This window comes from Methylobacterium sp., from assembly GCF_019745455.1.
Taxonomy (GTDB): Bacteria; Pseudomonadota; Alphaproteobacteria; order Rhizobiales; family Beijerinckiaceae; genus Methylobacterium.
The window spans coordinates 1-19,038 of the sequence record NZ_JAIETD010000020.1; the positions used below are offsets into that span (position 1 = coordinate 1).

At 65.3% G+C, this 19,038-nt stretch carries 25 protein-coding genes, 1 tRNA gene and 1 pseudogene; 12 read left to right on the forward strand and 15 right to left on the reverse strand.

Annotated elements, in window-relative coordinates:
- Positions 1–75: 75 nt before the first annotated feature.
- Positions 76–653, reverse strand: a pseudogene (locus tag K2Y56_RS03245) (phosphoketolase); the annotation flags it as partial.
- A 316-nt stretch (positions 654–969) separates the two neighbouring features.
- On the opposite strand from K2Y56_RS03245, the gene K2Y56_RS03250 reads away from it, so the two are divergent.
- The gene (locus K2Y56_RS03250) at positions 970–1,170 is read left to right on the forward strand and encodes a hypothetical protein (protein WP_292504976.1); all 201 of its coding nucleotides are present in this window, start codon (positions 970–972) and stop codon (positions 1,168–1,170) included.
- Between the two features lie 32 nt (positions 1,171–1,202).
- A complete protein-coding gene (locus K2Y56_RS03255) occupies positions 1,203–1,847 on the forward strand; it encodes a BON domain-containing protein (protein WP_292504979.1) in 645 nt (214 codons plus the stop codon).
- Positions 1,848–1,954: 107 nt separating this feature from the next.
- Here K2Y56_RS03255 and K2Y56_RS26435 read toward each other — a convergent pair whose 3' ends face one another.
- A complete protein-coding gene (locus tag K2Y56_RS26435; RefSeq protein ID WP_366848200.1) occupies positions 1,955–2,149 on the reverse strand; it encodes an ATPase inhibitor subunit zeta in 195 nt (64 codons plus the stop codon).
- A 266-nt stretch (positions 2,150–2,415) separates the two neighbouring features.
- Positions 2,416–3,381, reverse strand: coding sequence for a TerC family protein (locus tag K2Y56_RS03260; protein WP_292505245.1), 966 nt, complete (start codon positions 3,379–3,381; stop codon positions 2,416–2,418).
- 358 nt (positions 3,382–3,739) lie between these two features.
- On the opposite strand from K2Y56_RS03260, the gene K2Y56_RS03265 reads away from it, so the two are divergent.
- The 4 genes from K2Y56_RS03265 (at position 3,740) to K2Y56_RS03280 (ending at position 7,256) form a co-directional block, all read left to right on the forward strand.
- Positions 3,740–4,675: a LysR substrate-binding domain-containing protein gene (locus tag K2Y56_RS03265; protein WP_292504982.1), complete on the forward strand. Its 936-nt coding sequence runs from the start codon at positions 3,740–3,742 to the stop codon at positions 4,673–4,675.
- 198 nt (positions 4,676–4,873) lie between these two features.
- Positions 4,874–5,908 carry a sodium-dependent bicarbonate transport family permease gene (locus tag K2Y56_RS03270; protein ID WP_292504983.1) on the forward strand — a complete coding sequence of 345 codons (1,035 nt, stop codon included), beginning with the start codon at positions 4,874–4,876 and terminating at the stop codon, positions 5,906–5,908.
- A gap of 191 nt (positions 5,909–6,099) precedes the next feature.
- The gene (locus K2Y56_RS03275; protein ID WP_292504986.1) at positions 6,100–6,915 is read left to right on the forward strand and encodes a universal stress protein; all 816 of its coding nucleotides are present in this window, start codon (positions 6,100–6,102) and stop codon (positions 6,913–6,915) included.
- Positions 6,915–7,256, forward strand: a complete 342-nt coding sequence (locus tag K2Y56_RS03280) for a cytochrome c (protein WP_292504989.1) — start codon at positions 6,915–6,917, stop codon at positions 7,254–7,256. Before K2Y56_RS03275 ends, K2Y56_RS03280 begins: the two co-directional genes overlap by 1 nt.
- A 105-nt stretch (positions 7,257–7,361) precedes the next feature.
- Here K2Y56_RS03280 and K2Y56_RS03285 read toward each other — a convergent pair whose 3' ends face one another.
- The 8 genes from K2Y56_RS03285 to K2Y56_RS03320 form a co-directional block, all read right to left on the reverse strand.
- Positions 7,362–7,601 carry a hypothetical protein gene (locus tag K2Y56_RS03285; protein WP_292504992.1) on the reverse strand — a complete coding sequence of 80 codons (240 nt, stop codon included), beginning with the start codon at positions 7,599–7,601 and terminating at the stop codon, positions 7,362–7,364.
- A gap of 103 nt (positions 7,602–7,704) precedes the next feature.
- On the reverse strand, positions 7,705–8,514 hold the full coding sequence (locus tag K2Y56_RS03290) for a universal stress protein (protein ID WP_292504995.1): 810 nt from the start codon (positions 8,512–8,514) through the stop codon (positions 7,705–7,707).
- Between the two features lie 88 nt (positions 8,515–8,602).
- On the reverse strand, positions 8,603–9,250 hold the full coding sequence (locus K2Y56_RS03295) for a BON domain-containing protein (RefSeq protein ID WP_292504998.1): 648 nt from the start codon (positions 9,248–9,250) through the stop codon (positions 8,603–8,605).
- Complete coding sequence (locus K2Y56_RS03300; RefSeq protein ID WP_366848165.1) at positions 9,247–9,747, reverse strand: histidine kinase; 501 nt, start codon at positions 9,745–9,747, stop codon at positions 9,247–9,249. The genes K2Y56_RS03295 and K2Y56_RS03300 overlap by 4 nt, the downstream gene beginning before the upstream one ends.
- Positions 9,748–9,842: 95 nt before the next feature.
- The gene (locus tag K2Y56_RS03305; protein ID WP_292505001.1) at positions 9,843–10,052 is read right to left on the reverse strand and encodes a hypothetical protein; all 210 of its coding nucleotides are present in this window, start codon (positions 10,050–10,052) and stop codon (positions 9,843–9,845) included.
- 120 nt (positions 10,053–10,172) lie between these two features.
- Entirely contained in the window at positions 10,173–10,460 is a 288-nt protein-coding gene (locus K2Y56_RS03310; RefSeq protein WP_292505003.1) for a hypothetical protein, read from the reverse strand.
- Positions 10,461–10,485: 25 nt separating this feature from the next.
- A complete protein-coding gene (locus tag K2Y56_RS03315) occupies positions 10,486–10,701 on the reverse strand; it encodes a hypothetical protein (RefSeq protein ID WP_292505006.1) in 216 nt (71 codons plus the stop codon).
- The gene (locus K2Y56_RS03320) at positions 10,698–11,315 is read right to left on the reverse strand and encodes a potassium channel family protein (RefSeq protein ID WP_292505008.1); all 618 of its coding nucleotides are present in this window, start codon (positions 11,313–11,315) and stop codon (positions 10,698–10,700) included. The genes K2Y56_RS03315 and K2Y56_RS03320 overlap by 4 nt, the downstream gene beginning before the upstream one ends.
- 205 nt (positions 11,316–11,520) lie before the next feature.
- Between K2Y56_RS03320 and K2Y56_RS03325 the strand changes: the two genes are divergently transcribed.
- From K2Y56_RS03325 to K2Y56_RS03335, 3 genes are all read left to right on the forward strand, one after another.
- Positions 11,521–11,760: a biotin/lipoyl-containing protein gene (locus K2Y56_RS03325; RefSeq protein WP_292505011.1), complete on the forward strand. Its 240-nt coding sequence runs from the start codon at positions 11,521–11,523 to the stop codon at positions 11,758–11,760.
- The gene (locus tag K2Y56_RS03330; protein ID WP_292505013.1) at positions 11,753–12,172 is read left to right on the forward strand and encodes an SPW repeat protein; all 420 of its coding nucleotides are present in this window, start codon (positions 11,753–11,755) and stop codon (positions 12,170–12,172) included. The genes K2Y56_RS03325 and K2Y56_RS03330 overlap by 8 nt, the downstream gene beginning before the upstream one ends.
- A gap of 206 nt (positions 12,173–12,378) precedes the next feature.
- The gene (locus K2Y56_RS03335; protein ID WP_292505016.1) at positions 12,379–12,783 is read left to right on the forward strand and encodes a hypothetical protein; all 405 of its coding nucleotides are present in this window, start codon (positions 12,379–12,381) and stop codon (positions 12,781–12,783) included.
- Positions 12,784–13,158: 375 nt separating this feature from the next.
- Here the strand turns inward: K2Y56_RS03335 and K2Y56_RS03340 are convergent.
- From K2Y56_RS03340 to K2Y56_RS03350, 3 genes are all read right to left on the reverse strand, one after another.
- Positions 13,159–13,233: transfer RNA gene (locus K2Y56_RS03340), tRNA-Gly, on the reverse strand.
- A gap of 136 nt (positions 13,234–13,369) precedes the next feature.
- The gene (locus K2Y56_RS03345; protein WP_292505019.1) at positions 13,370–13,840 is read right to left on the reverse strand and encodes an NUDIX domain-containing protein; all 471 of its coding nucleotides are present in this window, start codon (positions 13,838–13,840) and stop codon (positions 13,370–13,372) included.
- An 8-nt stretch (positions 13,841–13,848) separates the two neighbouring features.
- Positions 13,849–14,547, reverse strand: a complete 699-nt coding sequence (locus K2Y56_RS03350) for a fumarylacetoacetate hydrolase family protein (protein ID WP_292505022.1) — start codon at positions 14,545–14,547, stop codon at positions 13,849–13,851.
- 149 nt (positions 14,548–14,696) lie between these two features.
- On the opposite strand from K2Y56_RS03350, the gene K2Y56_RS03355 reads away from it, so the two are divergent.
- The 3 genes from K2Y56_RS03355 to K2Y56_RS03365 all read left to right on the forward strand — a co-directional run bounded on the left by K2Y56_RS03355 (position 14,697) and on the right by K2Y56_RS03365 (position 18,037).
- On the forward strand, positions 14,697–16,166 hold the full coding sequence (locus tag K2Y56_RS03355; protein ID WP_292505027.1) for an FAD-binding oxidoreductase: 1,470 nt from the start codon (positions 14,697–14,699) through the stop codon (positions 16,164–16,166).
- Positions 16,167–16,403: 237 nt separating this feature from the next.
- Positions 16,404–16,697 (forward strand): DUF2218 domain-containing protein, encoded by a 294-nt coding sequence (locus K2Y56_RS03360; protein WP_292505029.1) that lies wholly within the window; start codon positions 16,404–16,406, stop codon positions 16,695–16,697.
- Positions 16,698–16,771: 74 nt separating this feature from the next.
- Positions 16,772–18,037: an aminopeptidase gene (locus tag K2Y56_RS03365; RefSeq protein ID WP_292505032.1), complete on the forward strand. Its 1,266-nt coding sequence runs from the start codon at positions 16,772–16,774 to the stop codon at positions 18,035–18,037.
- Here the strand turns inward: K2Y56_RS03365 and K2Y56_RS03370 are convergent.
- Positions 18,034–18,984: a lipid A biosynthesis lauroyl acyltransferase gene (locus K2Y56_RS03370; RefSeq protein ID WP_292505035.1), complete on the reverse strand. Its 951-nt coding sequence runs from the start codon at positions 18,982–18,984 to the stop codon at positions 18,034–18,036. The genes K2Y56_RS03365 and K2Y56_RS03370 overlap by 4 nt on opposite strands.
- Between the last annotated feature and the right edge of the window lie 54 nt (positions 18,985–19,038).

Below are 19,038 nucleotides of genomic sequence, written 5' to 3' on the forward strand. Positions count from 1 at the left end.
CTAGAAGCGGACGCTCTGAAAATCCGACAAGGCTCGACGGGAGTCGGAGGCCTCTGACGCGACTTCAGGCACACTTCGTTCCGGCCAGACCCAATCCCTCGCCTCCGACAGGTCGTCGGCGATGCGACGGACGTGCTCGTGCTGAGCCGCAAGTGCCTTCCGAAGCGCTGTCTCGGCATGCTCGACGCGTCCGGCGAGCCGAGATGCCGACTGCAAGGCTGCCAGCGCCAGGTGAAGGCGGTCGATACGGTTCAACACGCACATGTCGAAGAGCGTCGTGGTGGCGCCTCCTCGATGAACCCGTGCACGTGGCATTGCGGGTGATTGGTCCGCTTGTAGGTCTGCCGGTGGAACAGCCAAGGACAGCCCTGATAGGCGAATACCACCGGGCGGTCGCGGGTGAACAGGCTGTCGAAGGTCGGGTCGTCGAGGCCGTGCGGGTGCATCTCGCGGGACGGCAGCGTCATCAGGTCGACGACGTTCACCACTCTGACGCGCAGCTCCGGGACGTGTCGGCGTAGCCAGTTCACGGCAGCAAGGGTCTCCTGCGTCGGGACATCGCCGGAACATGCCATGACCACGTCTGGCGCTGCCTCGCCCTCTTTGGAAGCCCAATCCCGGGTCGCAGCGCCCGCCGAACACTGGCGTGCTGCGCTCGGCACGACGCCTGCACGCCTGTCGCAGCCCTGCCTTCCATCTCCTGCAATCTTCGCCTGCAATGGGAAGCAGATCGCATCTCGCGCGATCCACGGCTGCCGGACGACCTGAGGCTCCTGGCAGGCATCGTTACCGCTAGTGCCACCCTCCTTCCCTTCGATCCGACTTCCGTTGCGGCGTCAGCTTTGCAAAGAGGTCTTGGCCCTCCTGTGGAGCAGGCACGCCCCCGCCGGCGACGGCCTTGATCCACCTCAAGGCGAGGCCCGTCGCCGCGGTGATCATGGCTTTCGTAATCGAAAACGGGAGCGGGCGATGACCCTGGTCGTGAGATCCACCTACATCGAGACCATCCGGTACATCCGGATGCCGGTTGGCCTGCGGGCGAGCAACTCGGATGCGCCCTCCATCGTCACAGAGGGGCACCGCTACCAGAGCATCGGCAGCCTGCAGGCGCTTGGCCTCGCGGTCGCGGCTGCCGTGGTGACGCCGATGCTGCTTTGGCTGGTGCTCTGAAAACGCAGGCAACACCGCGTGGGAGATAAAAGATGGACGACATGACCTTGCGCCAGCACGTTCTGGCGGAGTTGGATTTCGACCCGAAGGTCGACGCAGCGCATGTCGGCGTGGCCGTTCGGGACAGCATCGTGACGCTGTCAGGTCACGTCGCCACCTATGCCGAGAAGATCGCAGCCGAGAAGACCGTGCAGCGGGTTCAGGGCGTCAGGGCCGTCGTCGAGGAAATCGAGGTCCGCTACCCCGCCGACGAGAAGACAGGTGACGAGGAACTCGCCGCGCGTGTCGTGAAGGTCCTGGCCTGGAACGTCCAGGTTCCCGACGGGGCGATCAAGGTCAAGGTCGAGCATGGCTGCGTCACGCTCGATGGCTCCGTGCCCTGGTACTACCAGAGGGTGGTCGCACAATCCGCCGTATCAAGGCTGACCGGGGTCCGGGAGGTTCTGAACCTCCTCGCGGTCAAGCCGACGGCGAGTTCTGCGGACGTGAAATCGAAGGTCCTCGCGGCTTTAAGGCGCACGGCGAAGGACCCCGACAACATCACGGTACGCGTCGAGGGGGACACGGTGTTCCTCGATGGGTATGTCGACGTCTGGAGCGAGCGCGAACTGGCCGAGCGTGCGGCGTGGTCGGCTGCTGGCGTCCATTCGGTCCATGACCATTTGAAGCTGGCTTGAGTGGGTCGGGCAGCGATTGCGTAGCACACTGCGCGAAGTCGGCGGGCTCCTCGTGCAGATGACTAGGCTAAGAAGGCTCCGTGAAATCGCAGGGCTCGACCTTTGCATCATTCGCAGCCGAGTTGCAGCTCCGCCCGCATCTGCTTCTCCCGCGACTGCCGGCGGAGGCTGCGTTCGCAGACCGACGCGCTCGAAGAGCTCAGATCCGCGAACATTCTCGCGATGACGTCGTCATGCCCCGGCTCCTCAAGGTCGGCGAAGCGTACGGTCCAAGCGCAGGTTTCCGCTTCGAGTCCTATCAGACCAAGGCGTTCTGCTGCCCAAAGACCTACAGGACATTACGGCGGGCGATGACGCCCTCGCGTGTGTCCTTCTCGATGAGCAGCGCCTCCGGGCGGGTGAGACGATCGATGGTGATGAGGTTCATGGCTCTTTGCTCCTTGTCGTGGCCTTCCCCGATTTGGAGGGGCCGCTCTAGTCGAAGATCGGCCCGTCCGAGGCGCGTAACCCGGGGGTAATCCCGCGCCTTTCCGGAACCGAGCATGGCCGGCTCCGAACTTGATCCTCGTCAGCGGGGAAGCGATGTTGCGCCCTGGGCCGAAGCCGCAGCTGCGTGGCTCCTCGTCTTCCACAGGCTCCAGAGCACGCCCGTAATGAGAAGGCCGAAGGTGATCCCGAGCGACAGGGCCGGCGGGAATTTCTCCATACCTAAGATACCCGCCACGAAGATCTTCGATCCGATGAAGATCAGCACGCCAGCGAGCGCGTATTTGAGGTAGTGGAAGCGGTCCACCATTGCCGCGAGTGCGAAGTACAGTGCGCGCAACCCGAGGATGGCGAAGATGTTCGAGGTGTAGACGATGAACGGGTCCGTGGTGATCGCGAAGATGGCCGGAACCGAGTCGACCGCGAAGATCACGTCGGCGATCTCGATCATCACAAGCGCGAGGAACAGCGGCGTCATGAACCACACGGCCTTGCCGGTCGTCGGCGAGGTCTGGCGAACGAAGAACTTCTCGCCGTGCAGATCATCCGTGACGTTGAGGCGGGCACGCATGAAGCGCAGCACGGGGTTCGCGGCGACGTCGTAGGTCCTGTCGGCGAACACGATCATCTTCACGCCCGTGGCGATGAGGAAGATCGCGAACAGGTAGAGAACCCAGGAGGCCTGTGCGACGATAGTGGCGCCTACCCCGATCATGATCGCGCGCAGCACGATGACTCCGAGGATACCCCAGAACAGCACCCGGTGCTGATAGAGGCGCGGCACAGAGAAGAAGGTAAAGATCATCGCGATGACGAAGACGTTGTCCATCGCCAGCGCCTTCTCCACCGCAAAGCCCGTCAGATAGGCCATGCCGGCGTCTTGGCCGAGGTACCACCAGATCCAGCCGCCGAACGCGAGACCGAGCGCGATGTAGATCGCGCTCAGGCCGAGGCTCTCGCGCACCCCGATCTCGCGCGTCTTGCGGTGAAGAACGCCCAGGTCGAGAACCAAAAGGGTCGCGACGATCGAAAGGAAAGCGAGCCACATCCAGAGCGGCTTGCCGAGCCACAGGACGGAGACAATGGCGAGTTCCACGAGGTACCCCTGCTGAGGCCGGCAAGCGATGTCGAGAACGATCCGACATCGCGAGAGCGCCGACAGCTCTCACCAGAGGGGCCCGGATCCGGGTTGCCATCGAAGTTGGGCGGCTGAGCAGGGTTGTGAAAGGCCCTAAATCTGCAATGACGGTCATTGCGAAAGGCAATGGGTTTCTCGACCATCTTGGATTTGCGGAATTTCATTTCCAGCCGCAGAGGCGACCGAGATGTGCGTCGGCAGTCGAAGCCCCGGCTGGATCCCTGTCCGCACCGTAGAATGCCGAAGCCGAACCCTTGAAGAGCCGACGATGCAGCCCCTGCCGTTCGACCTCGACGTCCTGCGTACATTCGTCGCCGTCGTCGACAATGGCAGCTTCACGCGGGCCGCACAGCGGATCAACCGAGCGCAGCCGACGGTCTCGCTGCAGATCAAGCGCCTGGAAGACAGCCTCGGATGCCGGCTGTTCGACCGTGAGGGACGCGAGGTGCAGCTCACGCCGCACGGCGAAATCCTGCTGAACTACGCGAGGCAGATGCTCAAGCTCGGCAACGAAGCCCGGGCGCGCGTGATGGAGCCTGACGTCTCCGGAACGGTGCGGCTCGGGACACCCGAGGACTTCGCCACAACGCATTTGTCGGAGATCCTGGCGCAGTTCGCTCGGGCGCATCCGCAGGTCGCCCTGGAGGTCAACTGCGACTTCACCGTCAACCTTCTCGACGATTTCTCGAAGGGCCACTACGACCTCATGCTGTTCAAGCGCGAGCCGCAGGGTCCCGGTGGCGGCATCGGCGTCTGGCGCGAAATTCTGGATTGGGCGGCGTCGCCGCGGCTGGTTCTGAGCGAAGACGCGCCGGTGCCCCTCGTCCTTTCGCCTGTTCCCGACGTGTACCGGAAGCGGGCGCTCACGGCCCTCGACGCAGCCCGCCGCCCTTGGCGCATCGCCTATACGAGCCCGAGCCTGGCTGGCTTGCAGGCGGCCGTGCAGGCAGGGCTCGGGATCACCGTCCTCCCCACCGAGATGGTGCCGGCGGGGCTGGTTTCGGTGGCCGTCCAGCTGAACCTGCCCAAACTGCCGGATACCGAGATCGTCCTCTACCGTGCGCCCGGCGTCCTTTCGCGCGCTGCGGAGCTGCTGTCGGACACCATCAAGACATCCCTGGAGCGAAGGAGTGCCCACGCCTCGCCAAGGACCCCGGAGCCCATCGCCGGGAACAGCCCTCTGCCGGGTGCCGATCATCGATAGAGGAATTCAACGGCTTCGACGAAACTCATTGCCTAAAGCAATGTGCTGCCTAGATCCCGCGACATTTATCGCTCCGTTGGTGCCTCTATCCTGCACCTCGAGACGGTGACCTCAGGAAGCGAAACGCCGCCCCGGTAGTCCAATGACTGCGCGGCTCGTCGCTCGTCCGAGGCATCTCAACGACCCGGAGCAGACCAGATGACAGCCCTCGAACTCGCGCAAGCCAACCTCCTGTCGCCGGCGGTCCTGTGTTTCGGTCTCGGTGGACTGGCCGTCCTGGCCCGATCCGACCTTCGCGTGCCGGACGGCGTCTTCGCCGCTCTGTCGATGTACCTGATGTTCTCGATCGGCCTGCGCGGCGGAGCGGAGCTGCGTCACGCCGACCTTGCGGCCATCGCCGCCCCGATCGCCGGCGCGCTCGCCCTCTGCAGCCTGATCCCGCTCTGGAGCTACGCCGCCCTGCGCCGCTTCGGCGGCCTCTCGGTGGAGAACGCGGCAGCGATCGCTGCGCATTACGGGTCCGTGTCCGCCGTGACCTTCGCGGCCGTCACGACCATGCTGGACCGCCAGGGCACGCCCTATGAGGGTTACGTGGCGGTCCTCCTCGCGACGATGGAGGTGCCGGCCATCATCGTCGCCATCGCTCTCGCGCGCCTGGCGCAGAGCGCAGGTGCGAACCACCTCGTGGCGAGCGGCGGAGGCGGTGCTTTGATGCTCGGCGACTCACCGCAGCTCGGCCGTACGTGTCATCATTCAATCCTGGCGGAGGTGCTGTCTTCCAAAAGCATCGTCCTCCTCCTCGGCGGCCTCGCCATCGGGGCGCTCGCCGGACCTGCGAGCATCGACAAGGTCAAGCCGTTCTTCGTCGATCTCTTCCAGGGTGCGCTCTGCCTGTTCCTGCTCGAACTCGGCCGGATGGCGGCGAGCAAGGCGGGAGAGTTCCGCAAGGTCGGTGCCTTCCTCATCGGGTTCGCACTGGTGATGCCGGTCCTGCACGGCTTGATGGGAATCGGACTGGCGCATGTCCTGGGGATGTCGCCGGGCGGAGCGGTCGTGCTCGCGGCGCTCGCCGCCAGCGCGTCGTACATCGCAGCTCCAGCCGCCGTGCAACTGGCGCTGCCTGAGGCCAATCCTGGCCTCTACCTGACCTGCTCGCTGGCGATCACCTTCCCGTTCAACATCCTTGTCGGGTTGCCGCTCTATCAAGCCCTCGCTCAGGCTCTCTACAGCTGATCCTGCTCACGGCGCCAATCCATGGAACCCACCCTTGATGGCCGCATCGGCGAACGAAGGACACACCGTCGTGTCATCGGCTTCAGCCTTGGACCGACCATCACCAACCCTTGAGATGGATCAAGGCGGTCCGCAGGCGTGAGTGCTCAATCCTCCCTATGGCTGGCGCAACTGACCAGGGAGAGGCATAAATGAAGATCTCCAACATAATGGTGTCGCTCGATCTCGGGTCAGCCACAGCGGACAGGGTCCAGCTCGCCGCAGGTCTCGCCGAGCGCTTCGAGGCCACGTTGACCGGCGTCGCCGCGCGCCAGGTGCCCGGCCTCGTCGCTGTCAGCGACGTCGGGGAGGTGGAGCGAATTTACGAGGTGGAGGAACGGCGCGCGAACGAGCAACTCGCCGAGGTCAGAGCCGTGTTCGAGCGTGAGGTGGAACGTGGCGTGCGGATGGCATGGCGCGCGGCATTGGCCAACCCGACGGCTTTTCTAGTCGAACAGGCCCGCGCCGCGGATCTGGTGGTGATCGGACGCCAGGGACCGGCCGACGGCGATCCTGGCCTGATGGGCGTCTCGGCCGGCCCGCTCCTGATGGAGGTCGGTCGCCCCGTGCTCGTCGCTCCGCCCGGCATCGAACGTCTCTCGGCCAAGCGGGTCGTCGTGGCCTGGAAGGATACGCGCGAGGCACGGAGGGCTGTCCAGGACGCCTTGCCGTTCCTTTGCCGCGCGGACGCGGTCCATGTCGTGGTGGTCGGATCACATGCGCATCAGGAGGGGGCCGAGGACGTGGCCGCTTATTTGTCAGGACATGGCGTCAGCGTGACCACGCACCTGCTGCCGAACCCAACGTTCGAACCGTCCGACGAGATCATGAGCCTCGCCCAACGTGAGCGAGCCGACCTCGTCGTCATGGGCGCCTACGGCCACACCAGACTAAGGGAGTGGATCTTCGGTGGTGCCACTCGCGACACTCTACAGACCATGCCGGTCTGCTGCCTGATGAGCCACTGATGCTCCGCTCAAGCTCTGTCCGCATCCTAGCCGTCCTGGCGCTCGTTTTCATCGAAACCCTTTCGGTCGGTTCTGCGGCCGCCTGGGACCGTCGGGTCAAGCGGGGCGAGCTCATCGCCTTGGCCAACTGCGCCCGTTGCCATGCCGTGGCGCGGTTCGGGTCTAGCCCCCTTCGCGAGGCGCCCCCCTTCCGCGCGCTGCACGAGCGCTATCCAGTCGGGGACTTGGCGGAGGCTCTGGTCGAGGGGATCACTACTGGACATCCGACCATGCCTGAGTTCCGGCTCGAACCGGACGAGGCGGACGCTCTCATCGCCTACATGAAATCGCTGGCGAATTGATCCGCCGCCCCGAGCTCGATTTCCCTATGGTGGTCTGCATACCTGCAGCTGATGGCAAATGCTTCGCTGAACTCGCTGAGAACCGCCGCCGCGGTGCGGTTCGGGTCATCGGATGATCCATAGCCCTATGACGGTAAGGCTGACCGTATAGACCGGGCAATGATCTGCGTCGCTGACTACGACGGCGTAGATGTGGGAGTCGCTGCCTTGAGAAGCCTCATCTCTCGCGATGTTCGGCAGGAGCTTCTTTGCCACGAGGCGCGCAGCCTGCAGATCTTCGCATTGGACGCCTTCTTCGTCCAACTGCATAGCGCCATCATAAACATCGAAGAAATACAAGGGCATTGCAATCCCCGAGAATGGTATATTCCAACGAATTACCGGTCTATCCGTTCTGCTTGGTCTTACGAGATGGACAGGATGAGGTCCCGCGACGTGTCGGACTTGGTCAGTGACTCATCAGACAACAGACGGGGCAGCTCGCGAGCAGGTCTCGCGTAACACCTCCGAAGGCCCACTCGCGCAGACGACCATGTCCGTAGGCGCCTGCCACGATGAGGTCGGCGGCATGTTCGCAGGCCGCCTCGACGAGCACCTCGGCGGTCGCGGCGCCATAGGCGTCCTTCGCGACGGCGGTGGCGTAGACGTCATGTGCCTGGAGTAGGCCGACGACGTCGCGGGTGTCGGCCGCGCCTTTTCCGTCGTCGATGCTCACCACCACCACGTGGGACGCCAGGTTGAGAAACGGCAAAGCGTCTCGGAGGGCTCGGCGTGCCTCGCGCGTGTTCTTCCAGGCGATCGCCACACGCTTGATGTCGAGGCGGTCGATTTCGGGTGGGACGACCAGCACCGGACCGCCGAGCTGCATCAGCACATCTCCCGGATCGACGGACAGCAGCGGGTTGCCGTCGTTACCTCGGCCCGTGATCACGAGGTCTGCGGCGGCCGACTGGCGGGCGAGGAACGCCATCGGGAGGTCGAGGTTCGAACGCCACTCGACGCGGCTTCGGCCACGGGAGGCTTCGTCGAAGGCGGCATGGGCCATCTGGAGGTCGACGAGTACGGCTTCCCGGATCGAGGGGAGGCTATACGCTCCGCCGAGCGTCGGACCGACGGGTGCGGCCTCGTAGGCCGGCATCTCGGCTGCGACGCCGATGAGGCGCGCCCCGAACTCGTCGGCGAGGTGCCCGGCCAGTCGGACGCGGTCGCGCGCATGCTTGCCGAGGTCGACGGCGACCATGAGGCTGGCGTAGGTCATGGAAGATCTCCTGCTCAATGACGGCTTGGGGTAGGTCCAAGCGTATGGGCGTCCAAAACCGAGCTTTCCTCTGGCTCCGGCCTGCCTCTCATCCCAGCGTCAGGTGATCCACGACGGACCGCACGCCCGGAGCCGACCAGGCGGCATTCTCGACGAGGCTCCGCTCGTGCCAGGCGTGCACCTTCCCCTTCAGAGTCACCTTCGCGTCCTGGACCGTCACCCTGATCGCGTCGGCCTCGACCTCTGCGTTGCGCTTGAGCGCCGCCTCGATCTTCTTTCGCACGTCGGCGGCATTCGCCTTGGGCCTCACCTCGATCATGTTGATGATGCCGGCGACGCCCGAGAGCCGCTTGAGGGCGGCCTGGGCCTCCTCCTTCTGGAACTGCCACTCGACGTCGCCCGTGAGCGTCACCCAGCCGTCCTGCACCTTCACCTGGACGGCGTTCTCGGGAACCGTGACGGACCAGTCGAGCATCTGCACGGCGCGTTTGGCCAAGTCCTCGTCGCGTGGCGCCGCTTGGCCGGCGAAACGGACCTTGATCTCCTCGACCACTCCCCGCACGCCGCGCACCTTTCGAGCGGCTCTTTCGGCCGTCAGGCGCTCGGCGTAGCTCCCGACATGTCCGGTGAGCGTGACGATGCCGTTGTCCACCGCGACGCCGATGTTGGCCGCGTCGATGCTGGGCTCGAAGTCGAGCTCGTCGATGATGCTCTGGCGAAGGATCTTGTCGTTCATCGGGAATCTCCCTTGGACGGAGGAGGCCGGCAGGGATTCGGATGTTCCGGGCCGGGTAATGCATCCTCGCCCCCGCAGGACGGGGGGCATTGATTCAGCGCAAAGGGTTCACCGGACCGGATCCTGTCCTCCATCGGGCATGTCCTGAGCTCCGCTTGTCCCCCCTCCGGCAGTCGACCCGTCCTGACGGCCCGTTCGACGACCTCGGCCAAGCAAGGCCGGTCGAGCACCGGGATGTCGAGGAAGGACCGCGGAACGAGGATCGAGCCCGAGAGCATCGCGAAGGGAATGCCGCGGCGGCGCAACGCGCAGGTCAGCGGAAAGCAAGGTCCTTCCCGGAGGTCGACGCTCACGATGGCGAAGGCCGGCTCGCTGCGGGCAAGTGCATCAACGGCCGCCTCGCAGGTGGCGTAGGGCCCCTCGACCGTGAAACCCTTCTCGGCCAGCGTGTCCTCCAGCCACATGGCCGGCAACGCCTGCGGCTCGGCCACGAGCACGGCTGGTCGTGAAGGTTGGTCTGTCTCTGGCATGGTGCGCCCTTGCGTCGATGGGTTCACCGAGGATCCAGCAGCTAGGCTTGGCCGGCCTTGATCTATCGCAAGGGAATAACTGCGCCGACCAGCATCGCTGCGACGGCGAGCAGCATGCAGGCGGCGGCCGTCCACTCAAACCACTTGATGGGGCCATGCACCGCGAAGGTGCCCATGATGTCGCTCCGAGAGGCGGCCCGCATCATCACCCCCATGATCGGCACCGCAATGACGTCATTGCGCTCGGGCCTACCCGTAAGCGGCGATCCCACCAGGATCGTCGTCCGAGGCGCCCGTGATCAGGCGCGATCCGGGAATGCCCACAAGACGCGGTTTCGAGGGACCGATGGCGGTGCTCAGACCTTCCGGATCATCGGGTTCTACCGGCTGTTTCAGCGCTGGCGCCAGGTCGCTCCTGTCCCTGCCCTTGTGCCTTCCAAGGGCGGGGCACAGGGGCGCGACCAGATCGACCTGGCGACCTTCACGGCGGCGTTCAGATCGTCACGGTCCGTGCCATAGCGGCGGTGCAGGCTATTGAGCCAACCCGGCGGCCGCCCATTGTCGTCCCAGATCTCGGACGAAGGGACATGATACATCCCGTCGAGAGCTTCGATCCCGAACTCGGTAACCGCCCATTGGCGGCCCTGCCAATGCACGTGATCGGTCAGATCGTGGACCATGACGTCGGTCTCCGTTCGAGCAAGGCTAGGTGAACTTTTCCTCTATCACCGTGGCCTCGCATGTATCCGCGCGAAGCCGCCAGTCGACGATGCCGTTGGCTTCGCAAAACAGGGCTTGTCCACCTGCGATGGCTGACGCTGTCGATGTCGCCGGAATGAGGACCTGGTGCTGAAGCGCGCACCGCTCGTAACCCCGTCCATCGCCGACCAGCTTGTGGAACGTCACCAGAAACTGCCTCATCGGCTCGCCTCCGATCTCCCGTGAAGAGATGATGTCTCGTCTTCTGAGAGCGGGATGGAGCCTGTGGCCAGGCGGGCGCCTTGATCTGCCGCAAACGCGGCACCCACCGCCGGATAGAAGCGAGCGCGTTTCGTTTCCATTTCGACGACATCGAGGCCGGCGCTTCCTGCCTCTTGCGTGAGACCTTTCCCGTGCAGCGGCCAGTAGCGTTCCATGGCGAGATACGTGAAGGATGCCGACCAGCCGATCAGGAGTAGGCCATTGAGCGCCTCGACGCCGGAGATCAGCCGCGCGTGGCCTGTCGGGAAGTGGTCGCCGAAGCCCAGCGAGGTATAAGTCACCACCGAGAAGTAAAGGCAGTCCTCGAAGGTGGTGACGGGCACTCCCGCGAAAGCGCCGTTGCCGAGCTGGAGCACCAGAAGCCAGTAGGCGCCGGCATAGATCCAGACTGCCGCCGTATGGCCGACGAAGGCTGCCAGCACCACGACGAGAATGCGGGCACGCGGCGGGATCGGCAGTTCCGCGAGGTGCTCGGAAGTCAGGCGCAGGACTTCGTACAGCACCATGATAGTGCCGATGACGAGGATCACGCTGGCGAACATCGCGAGGAGCATGGTGCCGACCCGGGGCAAGGCGTCGAAGGATGTACGCGCACCGCTGCCAGCGCCGCCTTGATGTGCCTCAACCCCGGTCGGCGCGTCTCGACCTTGAAGCGGACGGATGCTTGCTGATCCAGATCAACGCGGCCGCTGCCTCGATGCGGAAACTTTCCCTCGTGGGATCCGGGTGTCGGGTGCCATGAACTCAGGGAAGCAGGCCATGCCGGACATTCGCGTATCCGAGGATCTCTGGTCCACGGGGATGCTGCCCGAAGGCATCCTCGAACGCTGGCTCGTGGAGGACGGAGCGAGGGTCAGGGCCGGAGAGGCCGTGGCGACCGTCCGGATCGGTGAGGCTCTCCATGACATCATTTCGCCGACTGGGGGGCAACTGGACGTCATCGCGCCCGCCAGCGAGATCGTCGATCCCGGATGCATCATCGCCGAGATCCATGCCTGAAAGCCCGCCCCGCTTCGTCTGGAAGGGTAAAGCCATGGCTCGGGTTCGACGACACACCTCTCACAATCCTGTTTGGCGAACCGACGAAATCTTGCTCGGGATACTTCAGCAATTAGCGAGCACCGCATTGATCGTGTCCGCTTTCGTCCTGGTTGTTTCCACCAACCAAAGCCGAGCCGCAGGATCGGCGCTTCTGCTCGGTCTCCTGATCTCAGCTCTGACCCGGGCCAACCAGATCCGCTTCCGAACGGCGGTCGAGTACCTCGTCGCGGTGGCTGGTGCGTGCGCCGTGCTTGCTCCCTGGATGCTCGGCTTCGCCGCTCATGACTTCGCCACCTGGGCACACCTGACACTCGGCATCCTGTCCGTCGGTTGCGCGATGGTTTGGCTGAAGTTCGAAAGGGAGCCATGACCCGCGGAACGTCATGCCGGATCGTAGCGACTATCGTTGCAGGATTGCTGACGGCGTCTGCCCGCCATCCGGCCAGCGAGGCGAAAGTGGACCGTCGCATCCCGGGGTGGACCGTGTCGGTGGAGCTCTGCAGCCGGTGTCACGTCATCGGCAGGGAGTCGCAGCCAAACGGACATGTCGGACCTTCCTTCAGGACCATCGCTGCCATGCCGCCGACCGCAGGCTGGGCGCTCAACGTCTTCCTGCGGAGCCATTACCAAGGGACGCCCAGCATCAGGCTGGATCGCGATGAGATGGATGCAGTGATCGACGACATCCTCACCCTGAAGTCCGACAGGAAGGCGAATCCCCGAGGCAAGTGCGGGCTGGCCCGCACAGGAGGAACTGCCGCGATGCTGACCTATCCTGTCTTGCTCGCTGACGTCGTTGGTACCTACGCGCGTTTTGCCGTCCTCGTGAGTACCGGGACTCATCCGACGCCGATCTGGAAGGTAGCGACCGCCGATTTTCACGGTCCACTCGCGGCCATCCAGGCTTATCTGAACCCAACAGGACGCAATCCGACCGCGTTCCCTTCCTCGCCGTCGCAGGGCGGATCAATGGTGGCGTGACTCGCATGGCAAATGCGGTTTGTCGGTTCGATCTCAACGAGATTGGCATTGTTTTTGGACTTGAGGCGATGCGCCTCGTCAATGATTACAGTCCCTATCGGCAATTCTGACCGTCCTCGACCAGGACGATCCGGCCGATTTGGTGCGGATCGCCAAACAGGATCCGGAAAGGGCACGCGTCTCGTCATCGGACCGGGCACGGGTCTCGGCGCGACGGCCTTGATCCCGGCCGGCAACCGTCACCTGATCCAGACGACGGAGCCCCGAGCAGGGTTTTCCTTCGTTTCGGCCCCAGTTAGGGCCTCACTGAGAAAAAGCGGCCCGGAGGCCGCTTTGAAGCATCGCTGATTAAGAAGGGAAAATTGCAGTCTGATTTGGAGCGGGCGAAGGGATTCGAACCCTCGACCCCAACCTTGGCAAGGTTGTGCTCTACCCCTGAGCTACACCCGCTCACAAACCGTGCCGCTGGAGGTAAGAAACGCCCCGGCGGCTGCGGACGGCGTCTCTAAACACCATTCCGCTGGCGCTGGCAAGCGCGGAAATCGCGATGCCGGTAGCCGGCGCGTCTTTGGTCCATGGACGTTCCTCACCAGATGGCTGCCGGTGCCGAGCCGTCGCGGATCTCCCTGAGGCGCTCGCGGGTGGCGCGGGTGGTGCCCTCCGGCAGGGAGTTCAGCGGAAAGAAGCCGCAGGCCGCGATCTCGCGGTCGGGCTCCTTCTGCTTGGGGATGGTGAAGGAGGGCGCAAGGAACAGGGCGACGTGGTCGCGGCGGGAGCCGGCCAGATTGTGGTAGAATCCGTGAAGGCGCAGCGGAACGGCCGGATCGACGACGATTTCCGCCTCCTCTCGAAATTCCCGCGCCATCGCCAAGGCCGCGTCCTCGCCGACCTCGATGCCGCCTCCCGGCAATTGCCAACCCGAGACGTAGGTGTGGCGCACGAGGCAGACGCGCTCCTGCTCGTCGATGGCGACGCCCCTCACCCCCAGCGTCATTCCGCGCAAGGCCAGGGCGCCGAGGTGGAACAGGCGCCGGAAGATAGGCCGATCGAGCAGCATGAACTCGCTCAGGTCACGACGAGGCTGATCGTGCCGAGGCCCTCGATGGCGGCACTCATCGTCTGCCCGCGATCGACGGGGCCGACGCCCGAAGGCGTGCCGGTGAAGATGAGGTCGCCAGGAGCCAGGGTGAAATAGGTCGAGAGCAGCGCGATCTGCTCGGGCACCGACCAGATCATCTCGCCAAGGTCACCGGACTGGCGGACCACGCCGTCGACGCCGAGGGTGATGGCTCCTCTGTCGGGGTGCCCGAACGACGCGGCGCGATGCAGAGGACCGATCGGTGCGGAGAAATCCGCGGCCTTGCCGAGATCCCAAGGGCGGGCGAGCTTCTTCGCCTCGTCCTGGAGATCGCGCCTCGTCATGTCGAGGCCGATGGCGTAGCCGTAGACATGCGCCGCAGCGCGCTCCTTCGGAATGTCGATGCCGCCCTCTCCAAGGGCCGCCACCAGCTCCACCTCGAAATGGTAGTTCGTCGTGCGCGGAGGGTAGGGATGCTCCGTCGTCCCGTGAGCGGGAACGAGCTGAAGGGCGTCGGCCGGTTTCATGAAGAAGAAGGGCGGCTCGCGATCGGGGTCGGCGCCCATCTCCCGGGCATGGGCGGCGTAGTTGCGACCGATGCAGTAGACCCGGCGAACCGGGAAGAGATCGTCGCTGCCGACGATCGGCAGGGCGATCCGCGGCGGATTGGGGATGACGGAGAGCATGAGCGCCTCGCTGGTCGGCGGCGCTTCGGCCTGCCGAATGGAAATCCTCGCCCCGCCTGCAAAGACGCGGCCGTCCCGCTATCATAGGCGGGAGAGTCCGGCGCGCCAGCCGCAGGCCCATCATACGCGACGCGAGAGGCGATTTCCGCATGACGTCATCCGACACGCTGCTCGCCACCCTGGTCGAAAGGCTCGGTGCCCGCCACGTCCTCACCGACGCGGACACCATGGCGCACGCCCTCATCGAGACACGCGGCCTCTATCAGGGCCGCGCCCTGGCGCTGGTACGTCCTGCCGACACGGCGGAGGTCGCCTTCGTGGTCGCCGCCTGTGCCGAGGCAGGGGTGCCGGTGGTGGCGCAGGGCGGCAATACCGGCCTCGTCGGCGGCGGCGTTCCCGACGGTGGCATCGTGCTCTCGCTGGTGCGGCTCTCCGCGATCCGCGGCCTCGACCCCATCGGCTCGACCATCACGATCGAGGCCGGCGCGACCCTCGCCGAGGTCCAGGCGGCTGCGGGTGAGGCAGGGCTGCTGTTCCCGCTCTCCCTCGCCTCCGAGGGCTCGTGCCGGATCGGCGGCAACATCGCCACCAATGCCGGCGGCACCGCCGTCCTCGCCTTCGGCAACACCCGCGACCTGGTGCTCGGCCTCGAGGTCGTGCTGGCCGACGGGCGGGTCTGGAACGGGCTGAAGGCACTGCGCAAGAACAACGCGGGCTATGACCTGAAGCACCTCTTCATCGGCTCCGAGGGGACGCTGGGCATCGTCACCGCCGCGGTGCTGAAGCTGTTTCCCAAGCCCCTGTCGCGCGCCGTCGCCTTCGCCGGGCTCGCTTCGCCGCGGGATGCCCTCTCCCTGTTCGGGGACCTGCGCCGGCAGGCCGGCGGCGATCTCACCGCCTTCGAGTACATTCCGCCCTTCGGCCTCGAAATCGTGCTCAAGCACCTGCCCGGCGCCCGCAAGCCCCTGGAGGGCGAGCATGCGGCCTATGCGCTGATCGAGCTTTCCACCCCCCGGCCCGGCGCCGTCGCCGCCGATGACCTCGCCGCCGCCCTCGAGAGCGGGATGGAGAACGGCCTCGTCGAGGACGCCACCATTGCCGCCAGCGATGCCCAGGCCGAAGCGCTCTGGGCCCTTCGCGAGAACCTGTCCGAGGTGCAGCGCCAGGAGGGCGGTTCGATCAAGCACGACGTCTCGGTGCCTCTCGGACGCCTCGCAGATTTCCTGGAACAGGCAACCGTTGCCTGCGAGGCCGCCATGCCGGGCCTGCGTGTCTGCGCCTTCGGGCATTTCGGCGATGGCAACATCCACTTCAATCTCAGCCAGCCCGTCGGGATGGGCAAGGCGGCGTTCCTTCGGGAATGGGGCCGATTCAACCGAATCGTCCACGACATCGTCCACGGCATGGATGGCTCGATCGCTGCCGAGCACGGAATCGGTCTGATCAAGCGCGACGAACTGGCTCTGTATGGCGATCCGGTCGGACTCGACTTGATGCGCTGCCTCAAGAACGCCCTGGACTCGCGCGAAACCCTCAATCCCGGAAAGGTCGTTCCCGGCAAGGTTGTGCCGGGCGTCCTTGCTTCAGATGAACCGAAAGTCCCGTCGGCCAGTTGGTAAGGTATCAGATTTTCCGAGCCGAAAGGGGATTGTGCGGCGCACAAATCCAGGCAAGGATACCGGACGCATTGCAGCAGACCGACGGAATTCCCACTCCCGATGTTAGCCGCGCGTTAACCGACGGGAAGCATTTTCAAGGTCGCGATCGCGCCTTGGCTAGCAGGTCTCGGGTCCGCTGCACTGCCGCGATCCTGGTCGATTGGACTGGGACCGAAGCATGATTTTGGAGACGACGAGATGCCGACCTCGCAGGCCCGGGTGCCCACTGCCGAAGCGAGCCGCTACCTGAAGCAACTTTGCCGGCACTGGAGCCACAAATTTCCGGTGGAGACGACGGACGATCACGGTACCGTACCTTTCGGCGACGACCGTGTCTGCACCTTCGAGGCGGAGGCCGACGCCCTCCTGATGCGTGTCGTGACCCCGGACCCTGCGGCTTTGACCCGTCTCGAGAATGTTGTCGCCGATCACCTCCTGCGTTTCGCCTTCCGCGAAAACCTCGGCGAGATACGCTGGTCGCGCGCTGCTTGAACCGCTGCGACGCATCCCGAGCTTGAACGGGACGCCGTTCCCGCCTACCCGACGGGGAACGCGGGAGACAGATCATGACGCATGCCGGCAATGCGATGGGATCGAACCGTCCTCATGAGGCCCGCCTTGCGCGGCTTGCGGAGGTGGCGGTTAAAGTCGGCCTCGGTTTGAAACGCGGCCAAGAATTGGTGATCACGGCGCCGCTCGAGACCGTTCCGCTGGCGCGGGCCATCACGGAAGCCGCCTACAAGACCGGCGCCTCCCTGGTGACCACCTTCTACACCGACGACGCCGCGACGCTCGCGCGCTTTGCCCACGCCCCCGACGAGGCCTTCGATACGGCTTCGGGCTGGCTCTATGCCGGAATGGCCGATGCCTACCGCAACGGCGCCGCCCGGCTCGCCATCGCAGGGGACGATCCATCCCTGCTCGCGGGGCAGGACCCGGCCAAGGTAGCACGCGCCAACCGGGCTCGGTCGAAGGCCTATGTGCCGGCCCTCGAACTCATCGCGAATTTCTCCACCAACTGGACCATCGTCTCGGCTGCGACCCTGCCATGGGCCCGTACGGTCTTTCCCGACGAACCCGACGACGTCGCGGTGGCCAAGCTCTGGGATGCGATCTTTGCGGCCTCACGCGTCGATGGCGACGATCCCGTCGCGGCTTGGGAAGCGCATAATTCCGCGCTTCGCAGCCGGACCGAGTCGCTGAACTACCACCGTTTCGCAGCGCTGCATTTCAAAGGGCCTGGCACCGATCTCACGGTTGGATTGGCCGTCGATCACGAATGGTGCGGCGGCGCTTCCACTGCCCGCAACGGCATCGTCTGCAATGCCAACATTCCGACTGAGGAGGTCTTCACGACGCCGCACAAGTCGCGGGTCGACGGCTTCGTCACCAGCACCAAGCCGCTCTCCTATCAGGGCACCTTGATCGAGGGCATCACGGTGAAGTTCTCGGAAGGACGCATCGTCGAGGCGAATGCCCGCACCGGTGCCGACGTCCTCGCCAAGGTGCTCGATACGGACGAGGGCGCCCGCCGGCTAGGCGAGGTCGCCCTGGTGCCGGCCTCCTCCGCGATCTCGGCTTCGGGCCTCCTGTTCTACAACACCCTCTATGACGAGAACGCCGCGAGCCACATCGCGCTGGGCCAAGCCTACAGCAAGTGCTTCCGCAATGGCGGCGAGGGCATGAGCGAGGACGACCTCGCGGCGCGCGGCGCCAACCGCAGCCTGATCCATATCGACTGGATGATCGGATCGGCCGAGGTCGACGTCGACGGGCTCACCCAGGAAGGCCGCGCCGTGCCGGTGATGCGCGGCGGCGAGTGGATCGACTAGCCCTTAGGTTCCTTCGGCTTCGGCAGCATGTTCGGGCGCCAGCGGCGGTGCATCCACAGCCATTGGCCGGGGTTCTCGCGCACCCATTCCTCGACGATCCGCGTCATCGCCTGGGTGGCGCCCTGAACATCGATGGCGCCAGAGCCGTCGCGCGGCAGGTCGAGGGGCGGGGTGAGTTCGAGCTTGAAACGGACGCCGGGGCGCCGGATAACCCGTACGCCGTGGACAGGGCATTCGTAGTGCCGCGCGAGCTTGGCGAGGAGCGGGTTGGCGAGGACCGGCCGGCCGAAGAATTCGACGACCACGCCACGGGTGAAATGCTGGTCGATGAGCTGGCCGAGATGGCCGCCGCGCTCCACCACACCCTGCATCGAGAACACAGCCCCCTGCCCTGCCGCGGCCAATCCGCCCATGGTCTCGCGGCGGATCTCCTGGACGAGGCGGGCGGTGGCAGCATCGTTCGGCGGCCGGAAGATCGCGGTGGCGTCGAGGCCGTAGCGCGCGGCGCAGATCGCCGGTAATTCCCAATTTGCGAGATGAGCGGAAAAGATCAGGCCGGGCTTGCCGTCGTCGCGCAGGGCCTCGAAATGCTCGATGCCCTCGACCTCCATGCGCGAGCTGATCAGTTCGCCGTCCGCTGCGTCGAACAGGGTGTGCAGGTGAGCGTATTCGGCGCCTGTTCGCCCCAGATTGTCCCAGGCTTCAGCGGCGAGTGACCGAATCTCCGCCTGGTTCTTTTCGGGAAACGACGCGCGCAGATTGGCGAGGGCTGTGCGGTGAGCCGGTAGCCAGGGGCCGACGGCCCGGGTCAGAGCGCCGCCATAGCGGCTCGCCCTCTCGGGCCCCAGCGCGCGCGCGAGCCAGAACAGGCCGCGCACGAGCGGGATCATCGCCAGTCCCGCGAGGCGCGGCAGGTGACGGTTCAGGATCAGGGCGAGGCGGAGCAAAGCGGACTCGAGTGTGGGGCAGCGCCCGACCGGGCACGGTAGCGCTTCGCTTAA

Bases quoted from the DNA above. Each gene is read 5' to 3' on its own strand.
- K2Y56_RS03250 (WP_292504976.1), top strand. From the start codon at position 970: ATGACCCTGGTCGTGAGATCCACCTACATCGAGACCATCCGGTACATC.
- K2Y56_RS03255 (WP_292504979.1), top strand. From the start codon at position 1,203: ATGGACGACATGACCTTGCGCCAGCACGTTCTGGCGGAGTTGGATTTC.
- K2Y56_RS03260 (WP_292505245.1), bottom strand. From the start codon at position 3,381: ATGTGGCTCGCTTTCCTTTCGATCGTCGCGACCCTTTTGGTTCTCGAC.
- K2Y56_RS03265 (WP_292504982.1), top strand. From the start codon at position 3,740: ATGCAGCCCCTGCCGTTCGACCTCGACGTCCTGCGTACATTCGTCGCC.
- K2Y56_RS03270 (WP_292504983.1), top strand. From the start codon at position 4,874: ATGACAGCCCTCGAACTCGCGCAAGCCAACCTCCTGTCGCCGGCGGTC.
- K2Y56_RS03275 (WP_292504986.1), top strand. From the start codon at position 6,100: ATGAAGATCTCCAACATAATGGTGTCGCTCGATCTCGGGTCAGCCACA.
- K2Y56_RS03280 (WP_292504989.1), top strand. From the start codon at position 6,915: ATGCTCCGCTCAAGCTCTGTCCGCATCCTAGCCGTCCTGGCGCTCGTT.
- K2Y56_RS03285 (WP_292504992.1), bottom strand. From the start codon at position 7,601: ATGCCCTTGTATTTCTTCGATGTTTATGATGGCGCTATGCAGTTGGAC.
- K2Y56_RS03290 (WP_292504995.1), bottom strand. From the start codon at position 8,514: ATGACCTACGCCAGCCTCATGGTCGCCGTCGACCTCGGCAAGCATGCG.
- K2Y56_RS03295 (WP_292504998.1), bottom strand. From the start codon at position 9,250: ATGAACGACAAGATCCTTCGCCAGAGCATCATCGACGAGCTCGACTTC.
- K2Y56_RS03310 (WP_292505003.1), bottom strand. From the start codon at position 10,460: ATGGTCCACGATCTGACCGATCACGTGCATTGGCAGGGCCGCCAATGG.
- K2Y56_RS03315 (WP_292505006.1), bottom strand. From the start codon at position 10,701: ATGAGGCAGTTTCTGGTGACGTTCCACAAGCTGGTCGGCGATGGACGG.
- K2Y56_RS03320 (WP_292505008.1), bottom strand. From the start codon at position 11,315: ATGCTCCTCGCGATGTTCGCCAGCGTGATCCTCGTCATCGGCACTATC.
- K2Y56_RS03325 (WP_292505011.1), top strand. From the start codon at position 11,521: ATGCCGGACATTCGCGTATCCGAGGATCTCTGGTCCACGGGGATGCTG.
- K2Y56_RS03330 (WP_292505013.1), top strand. From the start codon at position 11,753: ATGCCTGAAAGCCCGCCCCGCTTCGTCTGGAAGGGTAAAGCCATGGCT.
- K2Y56_RS03335 (WP_292505016.1), top strand. From the start codon at position 12,379: ATGCCGCCGACCGCAGGCTGGGCGCTCAACGTCTTCCTGCGGAGCCAT.
- K2Y56_RS03345 (WP_292505019.1), bottom strand. From the start codon at position 13,840: ATGCTGCTCGATCGGCCTATCTTCCGGCGCCTGTTCCACCTCGGCGCC.
- K2Y56_RS03350 (WP_292505022.1), bottom strand. From the start codon at position 14,547: ATGCTCTCCGTCATCCCCAATCCGCCGCGGATCGCCCTGCCGATCGTC.
- K2Y56_RS03355 (WP_292505027.1), top strand. From the start codon at position 14,697: ATGACGTCATCCGACACGCTGCTCGCCACCCTGGTCGAAAGGCTCGGT.
- K2Y56_RS03360 (WP_292505029.1), top strand. From the start codon at position 16,404: ATGCCGACCTCGCAGGCCCGGGTGCCCACTGCCGAAGCGAGCCGCTAC.
- K2Y56_RS03365 (WP_292505032.1), top strand. From the start codon at position 16,772: ATGACGCATGCCGGCAATGCGATGGGATCGAACCGTCCTCATGAGGCC.